Origin of the sequence: Variovorax sp. DAIF25, from assembly GCF_050711835.1 — a bacterium.
Classification (GTDB): domain Bacteria; phylum Pseudomonadota; class Gammaproteobacteria; order Burkholderiales; family Burkholderiaceae_C; genus Variovorax.
Window position 1 is genome coordinate 7,129,290 of record NZ_CP136636.1, and the last position, 19,005, is coordinate 7,148,294.

Consider the following 19,005-nt stretch of genomic DNA (forward strand, 5'->3'; position numbering starts at 1 on the left):
AGGTTCAGCCCGCCTCGGGCTGCTGCGCGGCCGCCAGGCACAGGTCGGCCCAGGCGCGGCCCTTGTCGACCGGATTGCGCAGCAGGTAGGCCGGGTGGTAGGTGGCGACCACCGGCACGCCCTGGAGCTGCGCCGCCTGGCCGACCCGCCCGCGCAGCTTGCCCAGCGGTTCGCCGCTCTGCATCAGGCCCTGCGCGGCCAGCGGGCCCATGGCCAGCACCAGCCGGGGCGCGAGCGCCGCGGCATGTTCGGCGAAGGCTTCGTCGAGCGGCCGCGGGCCGCCGGGCTGGCCCGAGGCCACGCCGCGGTGCAGGCGCATCAGGTGCACCGGCGTGCCGCCCTCGTGCAGCTTGAGCGCGCGCAGCATGTTGTCGAGCAGCCGGCCGGCATCGCCCGCGAAGGGCTCGCCGTGGCGGCCATCGACCTCGGGCGGCATGTCGGCCAGCACCAGCCAGCCGCCCTGCGGCGCGACGCCCTCGGCGGCATCGGCATAGAGGCGGCACGGAGCCTCGACCAGCACGGCCGCGCCGTGGCCGGCGGGAACCGGCGCCGGGCGCGGCGGCGGCGCGGCCACGGGCGCCCGCGCGGCGGCCGGGGCGCGCTGCGCGACCGGTTCGGGTTCGGGCGCGGCGTCGTAACGGGTGTCGTAGCGGGCGTCCGGCGGCGGCATGTCGACGGGCTCGGCCTCGTCCTCCACCACCGGCGCGGGCGCCACGGCCACCGGGACCTCGGCCGCCTCGGGCACCGGCCACCAGACCTTCACGCCCATCTCGTCGAGCATCGCGCGCTGGCGCGCATCGAGCCGCAGGGTCTGCACGGCGGCGTTCATCGCAAGGCTCCCCAGGCACTGCCGGTTTCGTTGAGGCGCATGCTCATGACGATCGCATCCTCGCGGCCGCCCTCGGCGCCCGGGTAGTAGCCCTTGCGCACGCCGACCGTGCGATAGCCCTGGCGCAGGTAGATGTCGAGCGCGCGCCGGTTGCTCTGGCGCACCTCGAGCCACAGCCACTGGGCGCCCTGGGCACGCGACCAGCCGGTCAGCGCCTCGAGCATCAGCGGCGCCCAGCCCTGGCGCTGGAAGGCCGGCGCCACGGTGATGTTGAGCAGGTGCACCTCGTCGACGCCCTTCATGGCCACGAAGTAGCCGATCAGCATCTCGCCGAGGCTGGTGACCGGCGAGAGGCGCGCCGCCTCGATGCCGGTGCCGGCGACCGGCGCCAGCAGGCACTGGCAGTGGTAGCCGACGGCGATCGAGTCGGTGAAGTTGGCGCGCGTCCAGGGATGGCTGTAGGCGGTCTGCTCGACGGCGCAGACGGCGTCGAGCCGCTCGATGGTGAGCGGCTCGAGGCGGGCTTCCACGGGTTGCGGGAGGGCGCTCATGCGGTCGCGGGCGGTGTGTTGTGGTGGGCGGCGGCCGCCTTGATGGCGGCACGCTCCTCGGTGGTTTGCGCCACTTTATCGCGAACGTAGAGCGGCCAGGCCTGCGCGGCGGGCACGGTGCGGCCTGCCGCCAACAGCGCGGGGGCCAGGCGCAGCAGGGCGGCGGCCGTGGGCAGCACCGCGTGGCGCACGGCCGCGGCCGGCAGGCGTTCGCCGTAGGCGGCGAAGGCATTGCCGGCCAGCGCCCAGCCGGCGGGCACCGCGAGCGATTCGGGCGCCATCAGCAGCGGCCCCTCGGCGCCGACGGCGGGCTCGCCGAGCGGGCCATGGGCCTCGAAGTCGTAGCGCGCGGCGTAGATCTCCTCCATGCGCGCGTCGAGCAGCGCCACCGTGCGCTGCGCGCCGAAGGCATGGCGCGCCTCCTCGGCCACGGCCAGCAGGGTGTCGACCGGCAGCAGCGGCACGCCCGAGCCGAGCGCCAGGCCCTGCGCCACCGCGCAGGCGGTGCGCAGTCCGGTGAACGAGCCCGGGCCGCGGCCGAAGGCGATGGCATCGAGCTGCGCCAGCGCGAGGCCGGCCTCGGCCAGCAGCTGCTGGATCAGCGGGATCAGCGTGGCCGAGGACTGGGCGCCGCCCGCGCCCTCGTGCGTCCACACGCGCTCGCCGCGGCGCACCGCGATCGACAGCTGCTCGGTGCTGGTGTCGAAGGCCAACACATCAGGCATCGCGACGCCCTCCCGCCACGGCGGCCACGGCCGGCACCAGGCCGGCGGCGCGCGCGGGCGCCGGCTTCTGCACGCCGAACAGGATGCCGGCGGTCACCAGCAGCAGGCCGGCGATCAGGTTCCAGTAGAGCGGCTCGTCGAGCCACAGCACCGCGCCCAGCGCCGACAGGCCGGGCACCAGCGCCGTGATCATGGTGGTGCGCACCGGGCCGAAGTGCTGGACCATCTTCGTGAAGGTGATGCCCGACACCACGACCGAGCCGATGCCCTGGAACAGCATCTGGAACGCCAGCTCGCCCCAGGGCGCGCTGCCGATGCGGCTCGCGACCCAGCCGCCGGCCACCAGCAGGCTGTAGACCGGCACGTAGCTCAGCAGCGCGAACACGGTGATGGCGATGGTGGCGCGCACGGCATCGAGGCCGTGGCGGCGCACCACGATGCTGTAGCAGGCCCAGCAGAAGGCCGCGGCCATGAACAGCAGGTCGCCCTTCCAGACCTCGCCGCCCTCGAAGGCATGCAGCAGGCTGCGCCCGCCCACCAGCAGGTCGCCCGCGACGATCAGCGCCAGCCCGAGCGCGCGCAGCGGCGTGATGCGGTCGCGCAGCACCAGCGCGGCCAGCAGGGTGGTCCACAGCGGCAGGCTGCCGGGCAGCAGCACCGAGGCATGGCTGGCCGGCGCGAAGAAGAAGCCGCAGTAGGCGCACACGGCATAGGCGACGCCGCCGAACACGCCGGCCATGGCCGTGACGCGCAGCGACAGCGGCGACAGGCCGAAGAAGGAGGCGGCCGCCTGCGCGCCGCCCGCGCGGGCGCGCATCACGAGCCATGCGCCCCAGGGCACCAGCATCAGGCTGGCGCCGCAGATGCGCGCGAAGGCGATGTCGAACGGGGACAGCGAGCGGCCGGCCGAGGCGCGCGCGATGACGATGAAGGCGGTCCACACCAGCACGGTGATCACGGCCGCGCCGATGCCGACGGTGCGGGGGGAGAGACGGGCAGGGGGAGACATCGGGGGCGCGGCGGGCATCCCCGGGATTATCGAGGGGCCCCGCGGACTGCGCCCGGCGGGGGCGAATCGCGGCCTGCGGCGGGGTCAGCCAGGCGCGGCATCGCCGCGCACGATCGCGAGGCCGGCCCGGCGCAGCGGCGCCAGCGCCTTCTCGGGCGCCTCGGGCGACACCAGCAGCCGCGCGGCCGCGCGCACCGGATTCACGACCCAGGCCGAGGCCGCGCCCAGCTTCTCGGACGAGGCCAGCACCACGGTCTCGGCGGCCGCGGCCATCAGCGCGCGCTTGATCTCGGCCTCCTCGCTATCGCCGGTGGTCAGGCCGGCCTCGGCATGCACGCCGGTGACGCCCAGGAAGAAGAGGTCGGCATGCACGCGCGAGATCGCGTCCATCGCGGCCGCGCCCACCGCCACCATCGAATGCCGGAACAGCCGCCCGCCGATCAGCAGCAGCTCGAGCTGCGCATGACCCGCGAGCTCGGCCGCCACCAGCGGGCAGTGGGTGACGACGGTGGCGCGCAGGTCGCGGGGCAGGTGGCGCGCGAGCTGCACGGCGGTGGTGCCGCCGTCGACGAACACCACCTGGCCCGGGCGCACCATGCGCGCCGCGGCGCGGCCGATGGCCACCTTCTCCCCGGGTGCGATGCGCTGGCGGCCCGCGAGGTCGGCCTCGGCCGGCGCCAGCGGCAGCGCGCCGCCGTGCACCCGCTGCAGCCGGCCCTCGGCCGCGAGCTCGCGCAGGTCGCGCCGGATCGTGTCTTCCGACAGGCCCAGCGCCTCGCTGAGCGGCTTGGCGACCACCTGGCCGTCGCGCGCCAGGACCGAGAGGATGTGTTGCTTGCGCTGCCGGGTGAGCATGGGCCGATGGTAGCGGCGGCTTCACGCGATTGCACGAATTTTCTTGTTATTGCACGAATTCGCACCTATGCTCGCCGCCATGACCCTGCAAGACCGCGTCCGGGTGCACGAAGTCACCCTTCTGTCCGACAACTGGTACACGCTGAAGACCACGGCCTTCGACTGGCGCCGCAACGACGGCAGCTGGCAGCGCATGCACCGCGAGACCTACGACCGCGGCAACGGCGCCACCCTGCTGGCCTACAACCGCGCGCGGCGCACGGTGCTGCTGACGCGGCAGTTCCGCTACCCGGCCTTCGTCAACGGCTGGGACGACCTGCTGATCGAGGCCGCCGCCGGCCTGCTCGACAACGCGGCGCCCGAGGAACGCATCCGCGCCGAGGTCGAGGAGGAACTCGGCTACCGGCTGGGCGCGGTGCAGAAGGTCTTCGAATGCTTCATGAGCCCGGGCTCGGTGACCGAGAAGCTGCATTTCTTCGTCGCCGAGTACGAGCCCTCGATGCGCGTGGGCGCGGGTGGCGGGCTGGCCGAGGAGGGCGAGGACATCGAGGTGCTCGAGTTCGGGATCGACGAGGCGCTGGCCATGGTGGCCGACGGCCGCATTGCGGACGCGAAGACGATCCTGCTGCTGTACCACGCGCGGCTGCATCTTTTCGCGCCGGGATAATGGGCCGCATGCCCGCTGTCACCGTCGCACGCCTTCCCTTTCCCCGTCCTTCCCGCGCGCTCTGCGCCATCGCGCTGTGCCTGGCCGCCGGCGCCCACGCCCAGCAGCCGCAGCCGCTGCCGGCCGAGGTCGATGCCGCGCTGGCGCGCGCCAAGCTGCCGCGCGACGCCGTGACCATGCTGGTCGCCGATGCCGACGGCCTGCGCCCGCCGCGGCTGGCCTGGCGCACGCAGGTGCCGGTGAATCCCGCCTCGATCATGAAGCTGGTGACCACCTACGCCGCGCTCGATCTGCTGGGCGCGGCCTACACCTGGAACACGCCGGTCTACGTCGAGGGCAGCATCGCCAACGGCGTGCTCAACGGCAACCTCTACATCAAGGGCCAGGGCGATCCCAAGCTGGTGATCGAGCGCATGTGGCTGCTGCTGCGCCATGTGCAGGGCCTGGGCATCACGAGCGTGAGCGGCGACATCGTGATCGACCGCAGTGCCTTCGAGAACACGGTCGAGAACGACCCGGCCGCCTTCGACGGCGAGCCGCTGCGCCCCTACAACGCCTCGCCCGATGCGCTGCTGCTGAACTTCAAGTCGGTCAACATGACCTTCGTGCCCGACCGCGGCGGCCAGTTCGCGCGCGTGAGCTACGAGCCGCCGCTCGCGGCCGTGGCGATGCCGCAGACGGTGCCGCTTTCGCCCGGCGAGTGCGGCGACTGGCGCACGGCGCTGCGCGCCGACTACGGCGATCCGAACCGCATCCGCTTCAACGGCGGCTTTCCCGCCGCCTGCGGCGAGAAGAGCTGGGCCGTGGCCTATGCCGATCCGCGCAGCTACGCGCTGCGCGCCATCGGCGGCCTGTGGGCCGAGATGGGCGGGCGCGTGGGCGGCCAGATGCGCGAGGGCCGCGTGCCCGCGGGGCTCAAGCCGGCGTTCGAGTTCGCCTCGCCACCGCTGCCCGAGGTGATCCGCGACATCAACAAGTACAGCAACAACGTGATGGCGCAGCAGGTGTTCCTGACCCTCGGCCTCACGCAGAAGAACCGCGGCACCTTCGAGGCCTCGCGCGGCGCGCTGGTCCAGTGGTGGCGCGAGCGCATCGGCACCGGCGAGGCGCCGCCGGTGTTCGAGAACGGCTCGGGCCTGTCGCGCGACGAGCGCATCAGCGCGGCCGCGCTCGGCAAGATGCTGCAGGTGGCCTGGCGCTCGCCGGTGATGCCCGAGCTCGTGGGCTCGCTGCCCGCGCTCGGCGTGGACGGCACCCTGCGCAAGCGCACGCTGCGCTCGGGCGGCGCCGCGCACCTGAAGACCGGCACCCTGCGCGACGCCTCGGGCATCGCCGGCTACGTGCATGGCGCGAGCGGCCGGCGCTACGTGCTGGTGGCGATCGCCAACGCCGAGAACGCGGGCGCGGCGCGCGCGGCCTTCGACGCGCTGGTCGACTGGACCGCGCAGGACAACTGAAGGCCGCGGATCGCGGCCTGTACTGAAAACGTTGTGTAGGCCGCCACCGCTTGCGCGCCGCAGCGGCGCTGACAGAATCGAACGCCCGTTCGCCCGCCGAGCCGGGCCACGGTGCGCCTCGCGCACCCCCATCGATTCAGGAGACAAAGACGTGCAAAGACCCGTGCCGCCCGCAAGGCCATCCGCTTCTTCCCGCCACCTGTTTGCCGTCGCCCTCGCGGGCGCGGCGCTGCTGCTCTCGGCCTGCGGAGGCGGCGGCGGTGGTGGCGGCATCGGCATCTTTCCGCCGACCACGCCGCCCGAGGACACCGGCCGCGGCTCGGTGGTGACCAACCCGCCCGAGCGTGTGCTGAGCCTGTCGGCCGGCGACTTCCGCGCGCTGCTGCAGCTCGACGACAAGGGCAAGGCACTGTTGCAGGTGTCGGGCCAGCCCAAGTGCGGCATCGACACGCGCTACCTCGAATACCGCACCGTCGGCGGCAAGGGCGAGGCCACCAACGCCACGGCCGCCATCATGGTGCCGCGCGGCGGCGACGCGGCCTGCAGCGGCCCGCGCCCGATCGTGCTGTACGCCCACGGCACCAATGCCGCGCGCGACTACAACATCGCCAAGTGGGCCGACCTGAACCAGCCCGCCGCCGGCGAAGGCGTGGTGGTCGCGGCCATGCTGGCGGCGCAGGGTTTCATCGTGGTGGCGCCCAACTACGCGGGCTACGACAAGTCGACGCTGCCCTACCACCCCTACCTCAACGGCGACCAGCAGGGCAAGGACATGGTCGATGCGCTGACCGCGGCGCGCAAGACCTTCGCCAACATCGACGCCGCGGACGCAGGCTCGCTGTTCGTCACCGGCTATTCGCAGGGCGGCTACGTGGCACTGGCCGCGCACCGCGAACTGCAGGCCACGGGCAAGACGGTGACGGCCTCGGCGCCACTGTCGGCACCCTCGGCCATCAGCCTGCTGGTGGACTACAACTTCAAGGGCTGGCCGGCGCTCGGCAGCACGCTGTTCGTGCCGCTGCTGTCGACCAGCTGGCAGCAGCAGTTCGGCGACGTCTACGGCAGCACCAGCGACATCTACGAGGCGCAGTACGCAACCGGCATCGACACCCTGCTGCCGAGCCTCACGCCCACCAGCACGCTGATCGCGCAGGGCAAGCTGCCGCAGCTCGCGCTGTACCCGGCCGGCGCCACGCCCGGTCCGGTCGATCCCGCGCTGTCGATCTTCTACGGCGCCGGCAACCTGGTGCGCCAGAGCTACCTGACGCGCGCCTCCAACGACATCGACGGCAGCCGCTGCCCGGGCAACGCGCTGCCGGCCACCGCGAACTCGCTGAACTCGGCCACTCCGCTCGACTGCGCGCCCACGCTGGGCTTCCGCAAGGCGGCGCGCGCCAACGACCTGCGCAACTGGGTGCCGGCCAAGCCGGTGCTGATGTGCGGCGGCGCGCAGGACCCGACCGTCAACTTCCTGAGCACGCGCGCCACCGCCGGCTACTTCCGCGCCAAGGGCATGTCCGCGCAGCAGCTGACCGTGGTCGACCTCGAGGACAGCGCGACCACCGACGCCTACTCGGCCGCGCGCGCCGGCTTCGCGCAGGCCAAGGACGTGCTCAAGCAGGGCACCGAGGGCAGCGACGCCGACAAGGCGCGCGCCGTGATGCTGGCCTACCACGGCACGCTGGCACCGCCGTTCTGCCTGGCGGCGGCACGCGGCTTCTTCCAGGGCGTGCTGGCGGCGGGGGGCTGAGGTTTGGAGGCTGCCGGGATCGGGCAGCCGAACGCAGAGGTCGCGAAGGTTTCGCAGAGGTCGCAGAAGGAACAGCCAAGATGGGATGTTTCTTCTGCGACCTCTGCGCGCTTTGGTCTTCCTTCTGCGTTCTGCTGCCCGATCCCGATGTCAGGCCGCGGCCGCCCGCTGCAGGCGGTCGCGCACGCCCTCCCACTCGGGCGTGTCGGGCGGCGTCTCGACCCAGATCAGCTTGACGCCCTGGGCGTCGAACTCGCGCAGCACCGCGAACAGCTGCTGCGCGCTGGCGGCCGCGTCGTCGGGCATGCGCCGCTGCACGACGCGCTGCGAGCGGCTGCGCACGGCGCTGCGGGTCCAGATCGCGATGTGGGCGGCATTGGCGCCGAGCACGTCGAGGCCGGTCTGGATCGCCTTGGCGTCCATCAGCCGCACCTTGGCGTCGGGCGCGTAGTGCGCCTCGAGCGTGCCCGAGGCGCGCGGGTCGGGCATGGCCATGAGTTCGCGGTCGCGCAGGCGTTCGCCGCAGGCGGCCTCGATCTGCGCGCGCGTGATCAGCCCGGGGCGCAGCAGCACCGGCGCGCCGCGGCTGCAGTCGACGATGGTCGACTCGATGCCGACCTCGCAGGCGCCGCCGTCGATCACCGGCACGGTGTCGCCGAATTCGCCGAACACGTGCTGCGCGGTGGTCGGGCTCACGCGGCCGAAGCGGTTGGCGCTCGGGCCCGCGAGACCGGGCACGCCCTGCTCGGCGCAGGCCTCGAGCAGCGCCTGCGCCACCGGATGCGAGGGGCAGCGCAGGCCGATGGTGTCCTGCCCGCCCGCGGCGGCGGCGCCCACGCCGGGCTGGCGCGTGACGATCAGGGTCAGCGGTCCGGGCCAGAAGGCCTGCACCAGCTTCTGCGCGAACGGCGGCAGCGGCTGGGCGAAGCGCGACAGCGCCTCGGTGCCCTTGGTGCCGGCGGCCACGTGCACGATCAGCGGATGGTCGGCCGGCCGGCCCTTGGCCTGGAAGATGCCGGCCACGGCCGCGTCGTTGCTGGCGTCGGCACCGAGGCCGTAGACGGTCTCGGTGGGAAAGGCCACCAGCCCGCCGGCGCGCAGGATGCGCGCCGCCTCGGCGATGGCTGCGGGCGATTGGCCGTCGAGGATCATGCGGCCTTCATGCCACCGGCGGCAGGCCGAGCAGCAGCGCGACCTGCGAGGCGATGGCGCGCACCTGGTCGGCGTCGGCACCGGTGAAGGTCAGGTGGCCCATCTTGCGGCCGCGGCGCGGCTCGATCTTGCCGTACAGGTGCAGGTGGGCGCCGGGCAGCGCGAGCACCTCGCTCCAACGCGGCGAGACCGGCGTGTCGTCGCCGGCCGAGAACCACAGGTCGCCCAGCAGGTTCAGCATGACGGCCGGGCTGTGCTGGCGCGGCATGGCCAGCGGCAGGCCGGCCAGGGTGCGCACCTGCAGCTCGAACTGCGACACGTCGCAGGCTTCCATGGTGTAGTGGCCGCTGTTGTGCGGGCGCGGCGCCATCTCGTTGACCACCAGCGAGCCGTCGGCCAGCACGAAGAACTCGACGCACAACACGCCGACGTAGCCGAGGCCGTTGGCGATGTTCTTCGCCCCGGTGATCGCGGCCTGGGCCACGGTCTTGGGCATGTTCTGCGGATGCACCTCGGTCACGGCCAGGATGCCGTCGCGGTGCAGGTTGCGCTGGGGCGGGAAGTGCACCACCTGGCCGTCGCGGCCGCGCGCCACGATCACCGAGCATTCGAAGTCCAGCGGCAGCAGCTGCTCGAGCACGCAGGGCGCGCAGCCCGTGGCCTGCCAGGCATCGACCAGCTCGGCGCGCGTGCGCACGCGCTGCTGGCCCTTGCCGTCGTAGCCCAGGCGCGCGGTCTTCAGGATGCCGGGCAGGAGCCGGTCTTCCACCGCCGCGAGCTGGGCCGCGGTCTCGATCGCCGCGTAGGGCGCACAGGCCACGCCGCAGCGGCCGAAATGGGCCTTCTCGGCGATCCGGTCCTGCGCGATCGCGATCGCCGGGGCGGCGGGCGCCACCGGCCGCGCCACCGCGAGATGCTCGAGCGAGGGCGCGGGCACGTTCTCGAACTCGGTGGTCACGGCGTCGGCCAGGCCGGCCAGCCGCGCGAGGCCGTCGACGTCGCCGTAGTCGGTGTGGATGTGGTGGTGGCTGACCCGGCCGGCCGGGCTGTCGGCGTCGGGGTCGAGCACCGCGGTGAAGTAGCCCATGCGCTGGGCGGCATGCACGAACATGCGGCCGAGCTGGCCGCCGCCGAGCACGCCGAGCGTGGCGCCCGGAAGGATCGGCAGGTCGCCGTTGTTGCTGCTCACAGGGCACCTCCGCCTTGCGGCGAGAAAGGAGAAACCGGGGCCGGTTCCACGGGCGGCAGCGCCATCGCCTCGGCCGCGGCGGTCTGGGCCGCGCGGAAGGCATCGAGCTTCGCGCGCAGGCCGGGGTCGTTGACCGCCAGCATCGAGACCGCGAACAGCGCCGCGTTGGCCGCGCCGGCGTTGCCGATGGCGAAGGTGGCGACCGGCACGCCCTTGGGCATCTGCACGATGCTGTAGAGGGAATCGACGCCCTGCAGGTGCCGGCTGGCGACCGGCACGCCGAGCACCGGCACCGTGGTCTTGGAGGCCAGCATGCCCGGCAGGTGGGCCGCGCCCCCCGCGCCGGCGATGATCGCCGCGAGGCCGCGCCCGGCGGCGCTTTCGGCGTACGCGAAGAGCGTATCGGGCATGCGGTGGGCGGAGACCACCTTCGCTTCGTGACGGATGCCGAATTGCTGGAGAATCTCGACCGCGTTGCGCATCGTCTCCCAATCGGAGTTGGAGCCCATCACCACACCGACCTGAATGGTTTCGTTCATGGTTTCAATTTTACGTTTCACCCCCAGTTGTTCCCGATGATCGACATCACTCTCGAAAATTTCCAGGACGAGCTGATCGAAGCCTCCCTCGCCCGGCCGGTGCTGCTGGACATCTGGGCCGAATGGTGCGGCCCCTGCAAACAGCTCGGGCCGGTGCTCGAAAAGCTCGAGGTGGAGTACGCCGGGCGCTTCACGCTGGCCAAGCTCGACGCCGACAAGGTGCCGCAGATCTCCTCGCAGCTGTCCGAGATGTTCGGCGTGCGCAGCATCCCGTTCTGCGTGATGTTCAAGGACGGCCAGCCGGTCGACGGCTTCGTCGGCGCCATCCCCGCCGAGAAGATCCGCGAGTTCCTCGACAAGCACGTGCCGGGTGCCGACGAGGCCGAGGCGGCCGCCGAGGAAGAAGCGGCGCAGGAGGCGCTGGCCGAGGGCGACACCGAGGGTGCGCTCGAGAAGCTGCAGCACGCGGTGGCCACCGACCCGGCCAACGACGATGCCCGCTTCGACTACGTGAAGCTGCTGCTGCAGCTCGGCCGTTCCGACGACGCCAAGGTGGCGTTCGCGCCGGTGATCGCCAAGGCCGCGGCGGTGCGCCGCTTCGAGGCGCTGCAGCGCTGGATGGACGCCATCGATTTCGCCGCCCCGCCCACGGGTGCGGCACCGGCCGTGGCCGAGCTCGACGCGAAGATCGCCGCCAACAAGCGCGACTTCCAGGCCCGCTTCGACCGCGCCCGCCTGCTGGTCGCGGAGCAGCAGTGGACCGCCGCGATGGACGAGCTGCTCGAGATCCTGATGCGCGACAAGGCCTGGAGCGAGGAACTCGCGCGCAAGACCTACGTGGCGATCCTCGAGCTGATCGAGCCGCCCAAGGTGAAGGTGGCCGACGGCCAGATCCCGCCCGACGATCCGACCGTGGCGACCTACCGCCGCCGGCTCAGCAGCGTGGTGCTGAGCTGAAGCGATCCAGTGAAAAAGCGCATTTCGATGCGCAATTCAACCAAAAAGCGACTTCTCAGTCGCTTTTTTATTTGCCCACCGCTCCCTGGATAGCTACGATCACTACTCTTTTTCCATGAAAAGATCGTTGCAATGATCAACTTGATCCAGGAACTCGAACAGGCGCGCAAGGCCGCCGGCCTGAGCCAGGAGGCGCTGGCCACGCGCGCGGGCCTGTCGCGCATGACGGTGCAGCGCATCGAGAGCGGCCAGATCGACCCGCGGCTGTCGACCCTGCTCGAGATGGCGCGCGTACTGGGGCTCGACCTGATGCCGGTGCCCGCGGCGCTGCGCCCCACGCTCGAGGACTTCGTGCGCGCGGGCGGCCGGCTGCTCGGCCAGCCGGCCGGCATCGAGGCACCGCCTTCGATCGCGCAGAGCCTGGAGACCGGGCGCGGCCCGCGCTGAGCGCCACGCCACCGTGAGCGATGCCGCCTTCACCACCAGCATCCGCTACCTGCGGATGTACCTGCACGCCCCGGGCGGCGATGCCTCGCGGCGGCGCGCCATCGGCTGGCTCTCGCAGTACGGCGACATCCTGCGCGTGTCCTTCGATGCCGGCTATGTCGACGACCCGGCGCGCCCCACGCTGTCGCTGGCCTACCGCGGCGCCGACGAGGCCGCCACGCGCGCCATCCTGGGCTCGGCGCGCGACGCGCGGGTGTCGCGCGGCGACGGCCACTGGCCCGGCTATTTCCAGAACCTGCTGCCCGAGGGCCACAACCGCGAGCGCCTCGCGCAGCAGCGCGGCTGCCGCGCCGACGACGAGTTCGAACTGCTGGCCGCCGCCGGGCACGACCTGATGGGCGCGATCGAGGTCGAGCCGGTGCCCCGGGCCGAGGGCATTCCCGACACGGTGCGGCACTGGCACACCGCGCTCGGGCTCGACGTGCTCGAGCCCGGCTTCGTCGAGATGCCGGTGGAGGACGCGGCCGCCATCCCCGGCGTGGTGACCAAGTTCTCGGCCGTGCAGGACGGCCGGCGCTACGTGGTGCGGCGCCACGGCGCGGCCGGCTCCTTCATCCTCAAGCTGCCGACCGTGCGCCATCCGGACCTGGTCGCCAACGAGATCGCCGGTTACCGCCTGTGCGGCGCGGTCGGCCTGGACTGCGCCGAGGCCAGCGTGATCGGCCGCGCCGACGCCGACCTGCCCGAGCAGCTGCCGTTCGAGCAGATCCTCGCGGTGCGCCGCTTCGACCGCACGCCCGACGGCGGGCGCATCCACATGGAGGAGTTCGCGCAGGTGCTGCAGTACGAGCCACGCCAGAAGTACGGTCGCGGCCTCGCGATCGACGGGCCCGCGATGCTGCGCGTGCTCGACCGGCTGTCGCCGAACCCCGTGGCCGACGTGCGCGAATGCGTGCGGCGCATCGTCGCCTTCATCCTGCTGGGCAACAGCGACGCGCACCTGAAGAACTGGGCGCTGCGCTACCCCGACGGCGTGGCGCCGGTGCTCGCGCCGCTCTACGACCCGGTCTGCGTGGCCGCCTTCTTCGAGCAGGTGCCCGGCGGCGACTACGCGGTCAACCGCGCCATCGACGCCAAGCTGCGCGCCTTCGGCTGGACCGCGCTCGAGGCGCTGCTGCGCGACGCCGGGCTGCTGCGTCCCGCGCGGCTGCTGGCGATCGCGCGCGACACGGTGCGCCAGGCGCGCGCCGAGTGGCCGGCGCTGCTGGCCGACGACGCCACGCCGCCGGCCGTGCGGCGCTGCGTGCAGGCACGGCTCGACGGCGGCGTGGCGCTCGCGGCCGACCTGCCGCGCTGAGCGCGCGGGGCCCAAACACCCACTGGCCCCCGGCGTTGGCGAGCCACGCCGGCTCGCATACGATGACGCCGATTTCACCTTGTTGCAGATTCGTCAAAAGGACAGACCGGCCATGCGCTCCTCCGCCCGCCCTGCCGCCCTCCGCGTGCTTCCCGCCCTCGCCGCCACCGCGCTCGCGGCACTGCTGACCGCCTGCGGCAGCGGCATCAACCTCGACGAGCCGATCGAAGGCCCGGTGTGGCGCCTGGCGCAGCTGGGCGAGGAGGCGATCGCGCCGGGCAGCGACGCGCAGCTGCAGTTCGACCGCGCCAACGCCCGCGTCACCGGTTCGGGCGGCTGCAACCGCATCACGGGCTCGTACACGCGCACCGGCAGCGCCCTGCGCATCGGCCAGATCGCCGCCACCCGCATGGCCTGCGCCGACCCGGTGCGCGGCGCGACCGAGGCGCAGTTCCTCGCGGTGCTGCAGGGCACGACCAGCTACCGGCTGGCGCCCGGACGGCTGACCTTGCTCGACGCGGGCGGGCGCACGGTGGCGACGCTGAGTTCGGGTCGCTGAAAAGGAAAAGGGCCGGAGAACCGGCCCTTTGATACGAAACCCCGGCCCGCTCAGGCCGTCAGCCGCTCCAGCGCCTCGCGGTACTTGGCGGCGGTCTTCTCGATCACCTCGGCCGGCAGGCGCGGCGCCGGCGGCGTCTTGTCCCAGGGCTTGCCGTTGATCTTGGTGGCCTCGAGCCAGTCGCGCACGAACTGCTTGTCGTAGCTCGGCGGGTTGGTGCCGGCGGCCAGCGCGGCCTCGTAGCCCTCGACCGGCCAGTAGCGCGAGCTGTCGGGCGTGAGCACCTCGTCCATCAGCACCAGCGTGCCGGCCTCGTCGAGGCCGAACTCGAACTTGGTGTCGGCAATGATCATGCCCTTGGTCAGCGCGATCTGGGCCGCGGTCTCGTAGATCGCGATGCTGGTCTCGCGGATCTGCTGCGCGAGCTTGGGGCCGACGATCTCGACCACGCGCTCGTAGCTGATGTTCTCGTCGTGCTCGCCGGCGGCGGCCTTGGCCGCGGGCGTGAAGATCGGGCGCGGCAGCTTGCTCGCGTTGGTCAGGCCCTCGGGCAGCGGCACGCCGCAGACCGCGCGCGATTCCTGGTATTCCTTCCAGCCGCTGCCGGCCAGGTAGCCGCGCACCACGGCCTCGACCGGGATCGGCTTCAGGCGCTTGACCAGCATCGAGCGGCCCGTGACCTGGGCGACTTCCTCGGGCTTGACCACGCTCTCGGGCGCGTCGCCGGTCAGGTGATTGGGGCAGAGCTGGCCGAGCCGGTCGAACCACCACAGCGCCATCTGCGTGAGGATCTCGCCCTTGCCGGGGATCGGCTCGCCCATGATCACGTCGAAGGCGCTGAGCCGGTCGCTCGCGACCATCAGGATGCGGTCCTCGCCGACCGCGTAGTTGTCGCGCACCTTCCCGCGCGCAAGCAGGGGCAGGCTCTGGATGGAGGAGGTGTGGACGGTGGTCATGGGCAGGGACGGCGAACGGTGAAAAACGGGGGACGGTGAAGCGGATTGTGCGCGCAGAAAAAAGCCACCGCGAGCGGTGGCCGGCGAATCACGGCAAGCGGCTCAGACCACTTCTTGCGCGAGCTCGCCCTTGGTGTACTTGGCGGCGACGACCTGCAGCGATTCGCCCTTGATCTTGGGCGCCTGGCCTTCGCAGCCGAACTCGATGTAGCGCTGCTTGCAGATCTGCTTGGCGGCTTCGCGCGCGGGCTTGAGCCACTCGCGGGCATCGAACTTCTCGGGATTCTCGGCCAGGAACTTGCGCACCGCGCCGGTCATCGCGAGGCGGATGTCGGTGTCGATGTTGATCTTGCGCACGCCGTACTTGATGGCTTCCTGGATTTCCTCGACCGGCACGCCGTAGGTTTCCTTCATGTTGCCGCCGTACTGGCGAATGATCTCGAGCAGGTCCTGCGGCACCGACGACGAACCGTGCATCACCAGGTGGGTGTTGGGCAGGCGGGCGTGGATTTCCTTCACGCGCGAGATCGACAGGATGTCGCCGGTGGGCTTGCGGGTGAACTTGTAGGCGCCGTGGCTGGTGCCGATCGCGATGGCCAGCGCGTCGAGCTGCGTGGCCTTGACGAACTGGGCGGCTTCCTCGGGGTCGGTCAGCAGGGCCGAGTGGTCGAGCACGCCCTCGGCGCCGATGCCGTCTTCCTCGCCGGCCATGCCGGTCTCGAGCGAGCCCAGGCAACCCAGTTCGCCCTCGACGGTGACGCCGACCTTGTGGGCCAACTGCACCACCTTGCGCGTCACGTCGACGTTGTAGTCGAACGAAGCCGGCGTCTTGCCGTCCTCGTGCAGCGAGCCGTCCATCATCACGGACGAGAAGCCGAGGTCGATGGCGCCCTGGCAGATGGCCGGGCTCTGGCCGTGGTCCTGGTGCATCACCAGCGGGATCTGCGGATAGGCCTCGATGGCGGCCTGGATCAGGTGCTTGATGAAGGCTTCGCCGGCGTACTTGCGGGCGCCCGCGCTGGCCTGGAGGATCACGGGCGCCCCGACTTCCTTGGCGGCTTCCATCACGGCCTGGACCTGTTCGAGGTTGTTGACGTTGAAGGCCGGAATGCCGTAGCCGTTGGCGGCTGCATGGTCCAGCAGTTCGCGCATCGAGACGAGTGCCATGGGGAAATACCTCGCGGGAAATAGGGTGAGAAGACGGGGAGAAGACGAGAGAAAACTGCCGCGATTCTACCGAGGGCCCTTGTGGGACGGGACTGACGGCAACCCGAGGAAATCGACCACGGGCGGCAGCACCGGTCCGCCGAGCCACTGGATGGGCTTGCCGAAGGCGCCCATCAGCGTGACGTGGCTCAGGTTGTCGAACACCCGCACCTCGACCGGCACGCCCGCGGCGCGCAGCGCGGCCGCCATCGGCAGGGTGTTGCGCTCGGGATAGACCAGGTTGTCCTTGGCCGCGGCCATCAGCAGCGTGCGCGGCGCGCCCGGCGTGACGTGGGCGAGCGGCTGCGAGTCGGCAGGCGTGCGCGGCCAGTCGAAGGCGACGCGGGTCTGCGGATCGCCGATGGGCAGGAAGTCGTAGGGCCCGGCCAGCCCGATCCAGCCCGCGAGCTGGCGCGGACTGGCGCCGAGCTCGCCGAGCCAGCGGCCGTCGAGCGCGACCATGGCCGCGTTGTAGCCGCCCGAGCTGTGGCCCATCACATAGACCTGCTTCGGGTCGGCCCCGAGCTGGGCCGCGTTGTCGAGCGCCCATTTCACCGCCAGCGCGCTGTCGCGCACGAACACGGGGTAGGTGTGGCGCGGCGAGAGGCCGTAGTCGGGCACCACCACCACCGCACCGCGCGCGGCCAGCGCCTCGCCGAGGAAGCGGTAGCTCGCGCGGTCGCCGGTGCTCCAGGTGCCGCCGAAGAAGAACACCACCAGCGGCCGCCGGCCGCGCGCGGGCGCGGTGTCGGGCAATGGCTGGTAGACGTCGAGCTGCTGGCGCGGCGCGGGTCCGTAGGCGATGTCGCCCTGGAACTGGTAGGTGTCGGTGGGCACCAGGCCGTTGAGCAGCTTGATCGGCGAGCAGGCCGCGAGCGCGGTGGCCGCGGCGACGCCCAGGGCGGTGGACAGGGCACGGCGGCGCCGGCGAAGCGACGCAAGGACGGGAAAGGTCATCGAAGGGGTACGCGCGGGAAGGGACGCCGGTTTCGCGGCGCGGCGAAGCGCCGATTGCAGCGCATGGCGCGCGCGCCGCGTGTCAGAGAGGCAGCTGTGTGGTCGACAGCACCTGCTTGAGCACCACGAAGGTCCGGATCTGCCGCACGCCCGGCAGGTAGAGCAGCTGCTCGGCATGCAGCCGGTTGAAGCTGTCGTTGTCGCGCGTGCGCACGAGCATGAAGTAGTCGAACTCGCCCGTGACCACGTGGCACTCGAGGCAGCCCGAGACCTTCTGCGCGGCCTTCTCGAAGTCGGCGAAGGAGTCTGGCGTGGAGCGGTCGAGCACCACGCCGATCATCACCAGCATGCCCATGTCGAGCGCCTGCGCGTCGAGCAGCGCGACCACGCCCTTGATCAGGCCCGAGGCCTTGAGCCGTTCGACGCGGCGCAGGCAGGCCGGCGCGCTGAGGCTGACCTTGGCAGCCAGCGCGACGTTGGACATCGAGGCGTCGCGCTGCAGCGCGCGCAGGATCGCGCGGTCGGTGCGATCGAGCGCGGCGGCCGCCGAAACGGCGGGCGCGGGGGCCTGCTGCGGCTTGGCGGAACGCGCAGGCGAGGAACGCAATTTTGTTGTGCTCATGGCTGCTTTGGCGCATCAAATAGCTTCTATCCCCGCATCTTGATTTCTTTTGGTTTGCGAGGCCACCGAATTTTGCAACCCTGTTGCTCGGCCTTCTTCCTACCATCGGCTTCATCGCCCTTCCCCTGTGCTTCACCCTGGAGTCTTGCCGATGAACCTGAAGAAATTCCCCCGCCACGTGCTGACCTTCGGCCCGACGCCGATCCATCCGCTCAAGCGCCTGAGCGCCCACCTCGGCGGCAAGGTCGAGCTCTATGCGAAGCGCGAGGACTGCAACAGCGGCCTCGCCTTCGGCGGCAACAAGACGCGCAAGCTCGAGTACCTGATCCCCGAGGCGCTCGAGGGCGGCTACGACACGCTGGTGTCGATCGGCGGCATCCAGTCGAACCAGACCCGGCAGGTGGCCGCGGTGGCCGCGCACCTGGGCCTGAAGTGCGTGCTGGTGCAGGAGAACTGGGTCAACTACTCCGACGCGGTGTACGACCGCGTGGGCAACATCGAGATGTCGCGCATCCTCGGCGCCGACGTGCGGCTCGACGCGGCCGGCTTCGACATCGGCATCCGCAAGAGCTGGGAGGACGCGATGGACAGCGTGCGCCAGGCCGGCGGCAAGCCGTTCCCGATTCCGGCGGGCTGCTCCGAGCATCCGCTGGGCGGGCTGGGCTTCGTGGGCTTCGCCGAGGAAGTGCGCCAGCAGGAGGCCGAGCTCGGCTTCAAGTTCGACTACATCGTGGTCTGCTCGGTCACGGGCAGCACGCAGGCCGGCATGGTGGCGGGCTTCGCGGCCGACGGCCGGGCCGATCGCGTGATCGGCATCGATGCCTCGGCCAAGCCGCAGCAGACCTTCGAGCAGATCCTGCGCATCGCGCGCAACACGGCCGAGCTGATCGAGCTGGGCCGCGAGATCACCGAGCGCGACGTGGTGCTCGACCGCCGCTTCGGCGGCCCCGAGTACGGCCTGCCGAACGAGGGCACGCTGGAGGCGATCCGCCTGAGCGCGCGCTTCGAGGGCATGCTGACCGACCCGGTGTACGAGGGCAAGTCGATGCACGGGATGATCGAGAAGGTGCGCCTGGGCGAATTCCCGGCCGGCTCGAAGGTGCTGTACGCGCACCTGGGCGGCGTGCCGGCGCTCAACGCCTACAGCTTCCTGTTCCGCAACGGCTGACCGGAGGCCGGCGCCAGGAAGAAAGGCCGGCATGCGCCGGCCTTTGTCTTTGT

The 19,005-nt window shown here is 71.6% G+C and carries 20 protein-coding genes; 8 read left to right on the plus strand and 12 right to left on the minus strand.

All coding sequences use genetic code 11. The features are described 5' to 3' along the window. Nucleotides 1-4: 4 nt before the first annotated feature. The 5 genes from R0232_RS33020 to R0232_RS33040 form a co-directional block, all read right to left on the minus strand. The gene (locus R0232_RS33020) at nt 5-829 is read right to left on the minus strand and encodes a uracil-DNA glycosylase family protein (protein WP_431510750.1); all 825 of its coding nucleotides are present in this window, start codon (nt 827-829) and stop codon (nt 5-7) included. Continuing rightward, nucleotides 826-1,380: a ribosomal protein S18-alanine N-acetyltransferase gene (gene rimI / locus R0232_RS33025; RefSeq protein WP_057597908.1), complete on the minus strand. Its 555-nt coding sequence runs from the start codon at nt 1,378-1,380 to the stop codon at nt 826-828. The genes R0232_RS33020 and rimI overlap by 4 nt, the downstream gene beginning before the upstream one ends. Continuing rightward, nucleotides 1,377-2,105, minus strand: a complete 729-nt coding sequence (gene tsaB / locus R0232_RS33030; protein ID WP_431510751.1) for a tRNA (adenosine(37)-N6)-threonylcarbamoyltransferase complex dimerization subunit type 1 TsaB — start codon at nt 2,103-2,105, stop codon at nt 1,377-1,379. Before tsaB ends, rimI begins: the two co-directional genes overlap by 4 nt. After that, nucleotides 2,098-3,114, minus strand: a complete 1,017-nt coding sequence (locus R0232_RS33035; RefSeq protein WP_431510752.1) for a DMT family transporter — start codon at nt 3,112-3,114, stop codon at nt 2,098-2,100. The genes tsaB and R0232_RS33035 overlap by 8 nt, the downstream gene beginning before the upstream one ends. An 84-nt stretch (nt 3,115-3,198) precedes the next feature. Next, complete coding sequence (locus R0232_RS33040; RefSeq protein ID WP_431510753.1) at nt 3,199-3,969, minus strand: DeoR/GlpR family DNA-binding transcription regulator; 771 nt, start codon at nt 3,967-3,969, stop codon at nt 3,199-3,201. 79 nt (nt 3,970-4,048) lie between these two features. Between R0232_RS33040 and R0232_RS33045 the strand changes: the two genes are divergently transcribed. From R0232_RS33045 to R0232_RS33055, 3 genes are all read left to right on the plus strand, one after another. Further along, entirely contained in the window at nt 4,049-4,636 is a 588-nt protein-coding gene (locus R0232_RS33045) for an NUDIX domain-containing protein (protein ID WP_208512562.1), read from the plus strand. 8 nt (nt 4,637-4,644) lie between these two features. Then, entirely contained in the window at nt 4,645-6,093 is a 1,449-nt protein-coding gene (dacB, locus tag R0232_RS33050) for a D-alanyl-D-alanine carboxypeptidase/D-alanyl-D-alanine endopeptidase (protein WP_208512563.1), read from the plus strand. A 151-nt stretch (nt 6,094-6,244) separates the two neighbouring features. After that, on the plus strand, nt 6,245-7,843 hold the full coding sequence (locus R0232_RS33055) for an alpha/beta hydrolase family protein (protein ID WP_431510754.1): 1,599 nt from the start codon (nt 6,245-6,247) through the stop codon (nt 7,841-7,843). Nucleotides 7,844-7,993: 150 nt separating this feature from the next. Here the strand turns inward: R0232_RS33055 and R0232_RS33060 are convergent, their stop codons facing one another. The 3 genes from R0232_RS33060 to purE all read right to left on the minus strand — a co-directional run bounded on the left by R0232_RS33060 (nt 7,994) and on the right by purE (nt 10,723). Further along, complete coding sequence (locus tag R0232_RS33060) at nt 7,994-8,995, minus strand: L-threonylcarbamoyladenylate synthase (RefSeq protein ID WP_093351243.1); 1,002 nt, start codon at nt 8,993-8,995, stop codon at nt 7,994-7,996. Nucleotides 8,996-9,002: 7 nt separating this feature from the next. Next, nucleotides 9,003-10,106 (minus strand): 5-(carboxyamino)imidazole ribonucleotide synthase, encoded by a 1,104-nt coding sequence (locus R0232_RS33065; RefSeq protein WP_431512948.1) that lies wholly within the window; start codon nt 10,104-10,106, stop codon nt 9,003-9,005. A gap of 74 nt (nt 10,107-10,180) precedes the next feature. Further along, nucleotides 10,181-10,723, minus strand: coding sequence for a 5-(carboxyamino)imidazole ribonucleotide mutase (gene purE, locus R0232_RS33070; RefSeq protein ID WP_203203305.1), 543 nt, complete (start codon nt 10,721-10,723; stop codon nt 10,181-10,183). A gap of 36 nt (nt 10,724-10,759) precedes the next feature. Between purE and R0232_RS33075 the strand changes: the two genes are divergently transcribed. From R0232_RS33075 to R0232_RS33090, 4 genes are all read left to right on the plus strand, one after another. Then, the gene (locus R0232_RS33075; RefSeq protein ID WP_431510755.1) at nt 10,760-11,680 is read left to right on the plus strand and encodes a tetratricopeptide repeat protein; all 921 of its coding nucleotides are present in this window, start codon (nt 10,760-10,762) and stop codon (nt 11,678-11,680) included. A gap of 132 nt (nt 11,681-11,812) precedes the next feature. After that, nucleotides 11,813-12,127 carry a helix-turn-helix transcriptional regulator gene (locus R0232_RS33080; protein ID WP_208512567.1) on the plus strand — a complete coding sequence of 105 codons (315 nt, stop codon included), beginning with the start codon at nt 11,813-11,815 and terminating at the stop codon, nt 12,125-12,127. 55 nt (nt 12,128-12,182) lie between these two features. Then, the gene (locus R0232_RS33085) at nt 12,183-13,484 is read left to right on the plus strand and encodes a type II toxin-antitoxin system HipA family toxin (protein WP_431512949.1); all 1,302 of its coding nucleotides are present in this window, start codon (nt 12,183-12,185) and stop codon (nt 13,482-13,484) included. Nucleotides 13,485-13,629: 145 nt separating this feature from the next. Then, nucleotides 13,630-14,043 carry an META domain-containing protein gene (locus R0232_RS33090; protein WP_296775045.1) on the plus strand — a complete coding sequence of 138 codons (414 nt, stop codon included), beginning with the start codon at nt 13,630-13,632 and terminating at the stop codon, nt 14,041-14,043. 50 nt (nt 14,044-14,093) lie between these two features. Here the strand turns inward: R0232_RS33090 and R0232_RS33095 are convergent, their stop codons facing one another. The 4 genes from R0232_RS33095 to R0232_RS33110 form a co-directional block, all read right to left on the minus strand. Then, nucleotides 14,094-14,999, minus strand: a complete 906-nt coding sequence (locus R0232_RS33095) for a phosphoribosylaminoimidazolesuccinocarboxamide synthase (protein WP_093351259.1) — start codon at nt 14,997-14,999, stop codon at nt 14,094-14,096. A 102-nt stretch (nt 15,000-15,101) separates the two neighbouring features. After that, nucleotides 15,102-16,166 (minus strand): class II fructose-bisphosphate aldolase, encoded by a 1,065-nt coding sequence (gene fba / locus R0232_RS33100; protein ID WP_093351263.1) that lies wholly within the window; start codon nt 16,164-16,166, stop codon nt 15,102-15,104. 66 nt (nt 16,167-16,232) lie between these two features. Next, nucleotides 16,233-17,162 carry an alpha/beta hydrolase gene (locus tag R0232_RS33105; RefSeq protein ID WP_208512570.1) on the minus strand — a complete coding sequence of 310 codons (930 nt, stop codon included), beginning with the start codon at nt 17,160-17,162 and terminating at the stop codon, nt 16,233-16,235. 82 nt (nt 17,163-17,244) lie between these two features. Further along, the gene (locus R0232_RS33110; RefSeq protein ID WP_208512571.1) at nt 17,245-17,784 is read right to left on the minus strand and encodes an Lrp/AsnC family transcriptional regulator; all 540 of its coding nucleotides are present in this window, start codon (nt 17,782-17,784) and stop codon (nt 17,245-17,247) included. Between the two features lie 151 nt (nt 17,785-17,935). Between R0232_RS33110 and R0232_RS33115 the strand changes: the two genes are divergently transcribed. Next, nucleotides 17,936-18,952: a 1-aminocyclopropane-1-carboxylate deaminase gene (locus R0232_RS33115; RefSeq protein ID WP_431510756.1), complete on the plus strand. Its 1,017-nt coding sequence runs from the start codon at nt 17,936-17,938 to the stop codon at nt 18,950-18,952. Nucleotides 18,953-19,005: the final 53 nt, after the last annotated feature.

What these genes read in the sequence shown, in the direction of transcription:
- R0232_RS33115 (WP_431510756.1), top strand. Translation starts at nt 17,936, where the DNA reads ATGAACCTGAAGAAATTCCCCCGCCACGTGCTGACCTTCGGCCCGACG.
- purE (WP_203203305.1), bottom strand. Translation starts at nt 10,723, where the DNA reads ATGAACGAAACCATTCAGGTCGGTGTGGTGATGGGCTCCAACTCCGAT.
- R0232_RS33095 (WP_093351259.1), bottom strand. Translation starts at nt 14,999, where the DNA reads ATGACCACCGTCCACACCTCCTCCATCCAGAGCCTGCCCCTGCTTGCG.
- R0232_RS33020 (WP_431510750.1), bottom strand. Translation starts at nt 829, where the DNA reads ATGAACGCCGCCGTGCAGACCCTGCGGCTCGATGCGCGCCAGCGCGCG.
- R0232_RS33040 (WP_431510753.1), bottom strand. Translation starts at nt 3,969, where the DNA reads ATGCTCACCCGGCAGCGCAAGCAACACATCCTCTCGGTCCTGGCGCGC.
- R0232_RS33045 (WP_208512562.1), top strand. Translation starts at nt 4,049, where the DNA reads ATGACCCTGCAAGACCGCGTCCGGGTGCACGAAGTCACCCTTCTGTCC.
- R0232_RS33060 (WP_093351243.1), bottom strand. Translation starts at nt 8,995, where the DNA reads ATGATCCTCGACGGCCAATCGCCCGCAGCCATCGCCGAGGCGGCGCGC.
- rimI (WP_057597908.1), bottom strand. Translation starts at nt 1,380, where the DNA reads ATGAGCGCCCTCCCGCAACCCGTGGAAGCCCGCCTCGAGCCGCTCACC.
- fba (WP_093351263.1), bottom strand. Translation starts at nt 16,166, where the DNA reads ATGGCACTCGTCTCGATGCGCGAACTGCTGGACCATGCAGCCGCCAAC.
- R0232_RS33085 (WP_431512949.1), top strand. Translation starts at nt 12,183, where the DNA reads ATGTACCTGCACGCCCCGGGCGGCGATGCCTCGCGGCGGCGCGCCATC.
- R0232_RS33080 (WP_208512567.1), top strand. Translation starts at nt 11,813, where the DNA reads ATGATCAACTTGATCCAGGAACTCGAACAGGCGCGCAAGGCCGCCGGC.
- R0232_RS33065 (WP_431512948.1), bottom strand. Translation starts at nt 10,106, where the DNA reads ATGTTCGTGCATGCCGCCCAGCGCATGGGCTACTTCACCGCGGTGCTC.
- R0232_RS33110 (WP_208512571.1), bottom strand. Translation starts at nt 17,784, where the DNA reads ATGAGCACAACAAAATTGCGTTCCTCGCCTGCGCGTTCCGCCAAGCCG.
- R0232_RS33035 (WP_431510752.1), bottom strand. Translation starts at nt 3,114, where the DNA reads ATGTCTCCCCCTGCCCGTCTCTCCCCCCGCACCGTCGGCATCGGCGCG.
- dacB (WP_208512563.1), top strand. Translation starts at nt 4,645, where the DNA reads ATGCCCGCTGTCACCGTCGCACGCCTTCCCTTTCCCCGTCCTTCCCGC.
- R0232_RS33105 (WP_208512570.1), bottom strand. Translation starts at nt 17,162, where the DNA reads ATGACCTTTCCCGTCCTTGCGTCGCTTCGCCGGCGCCGCCGTGCCCTG.
- R0232_RS33075 (WP_431510755.1), top strand. Translation starts at nt 10,760, where the DNA reads ATGATCGACATCACTCTCGAAAATTTCCAGGACGAGCTGATCGAAGCC.
- tsaB (WP_431510751.1), bottom strand. Translation starts at nt 2,105, where the DNA reads ATGCCTGATGTGTTGGCCTTCGACACCAGCACCGAGCAGCTGTCGATC.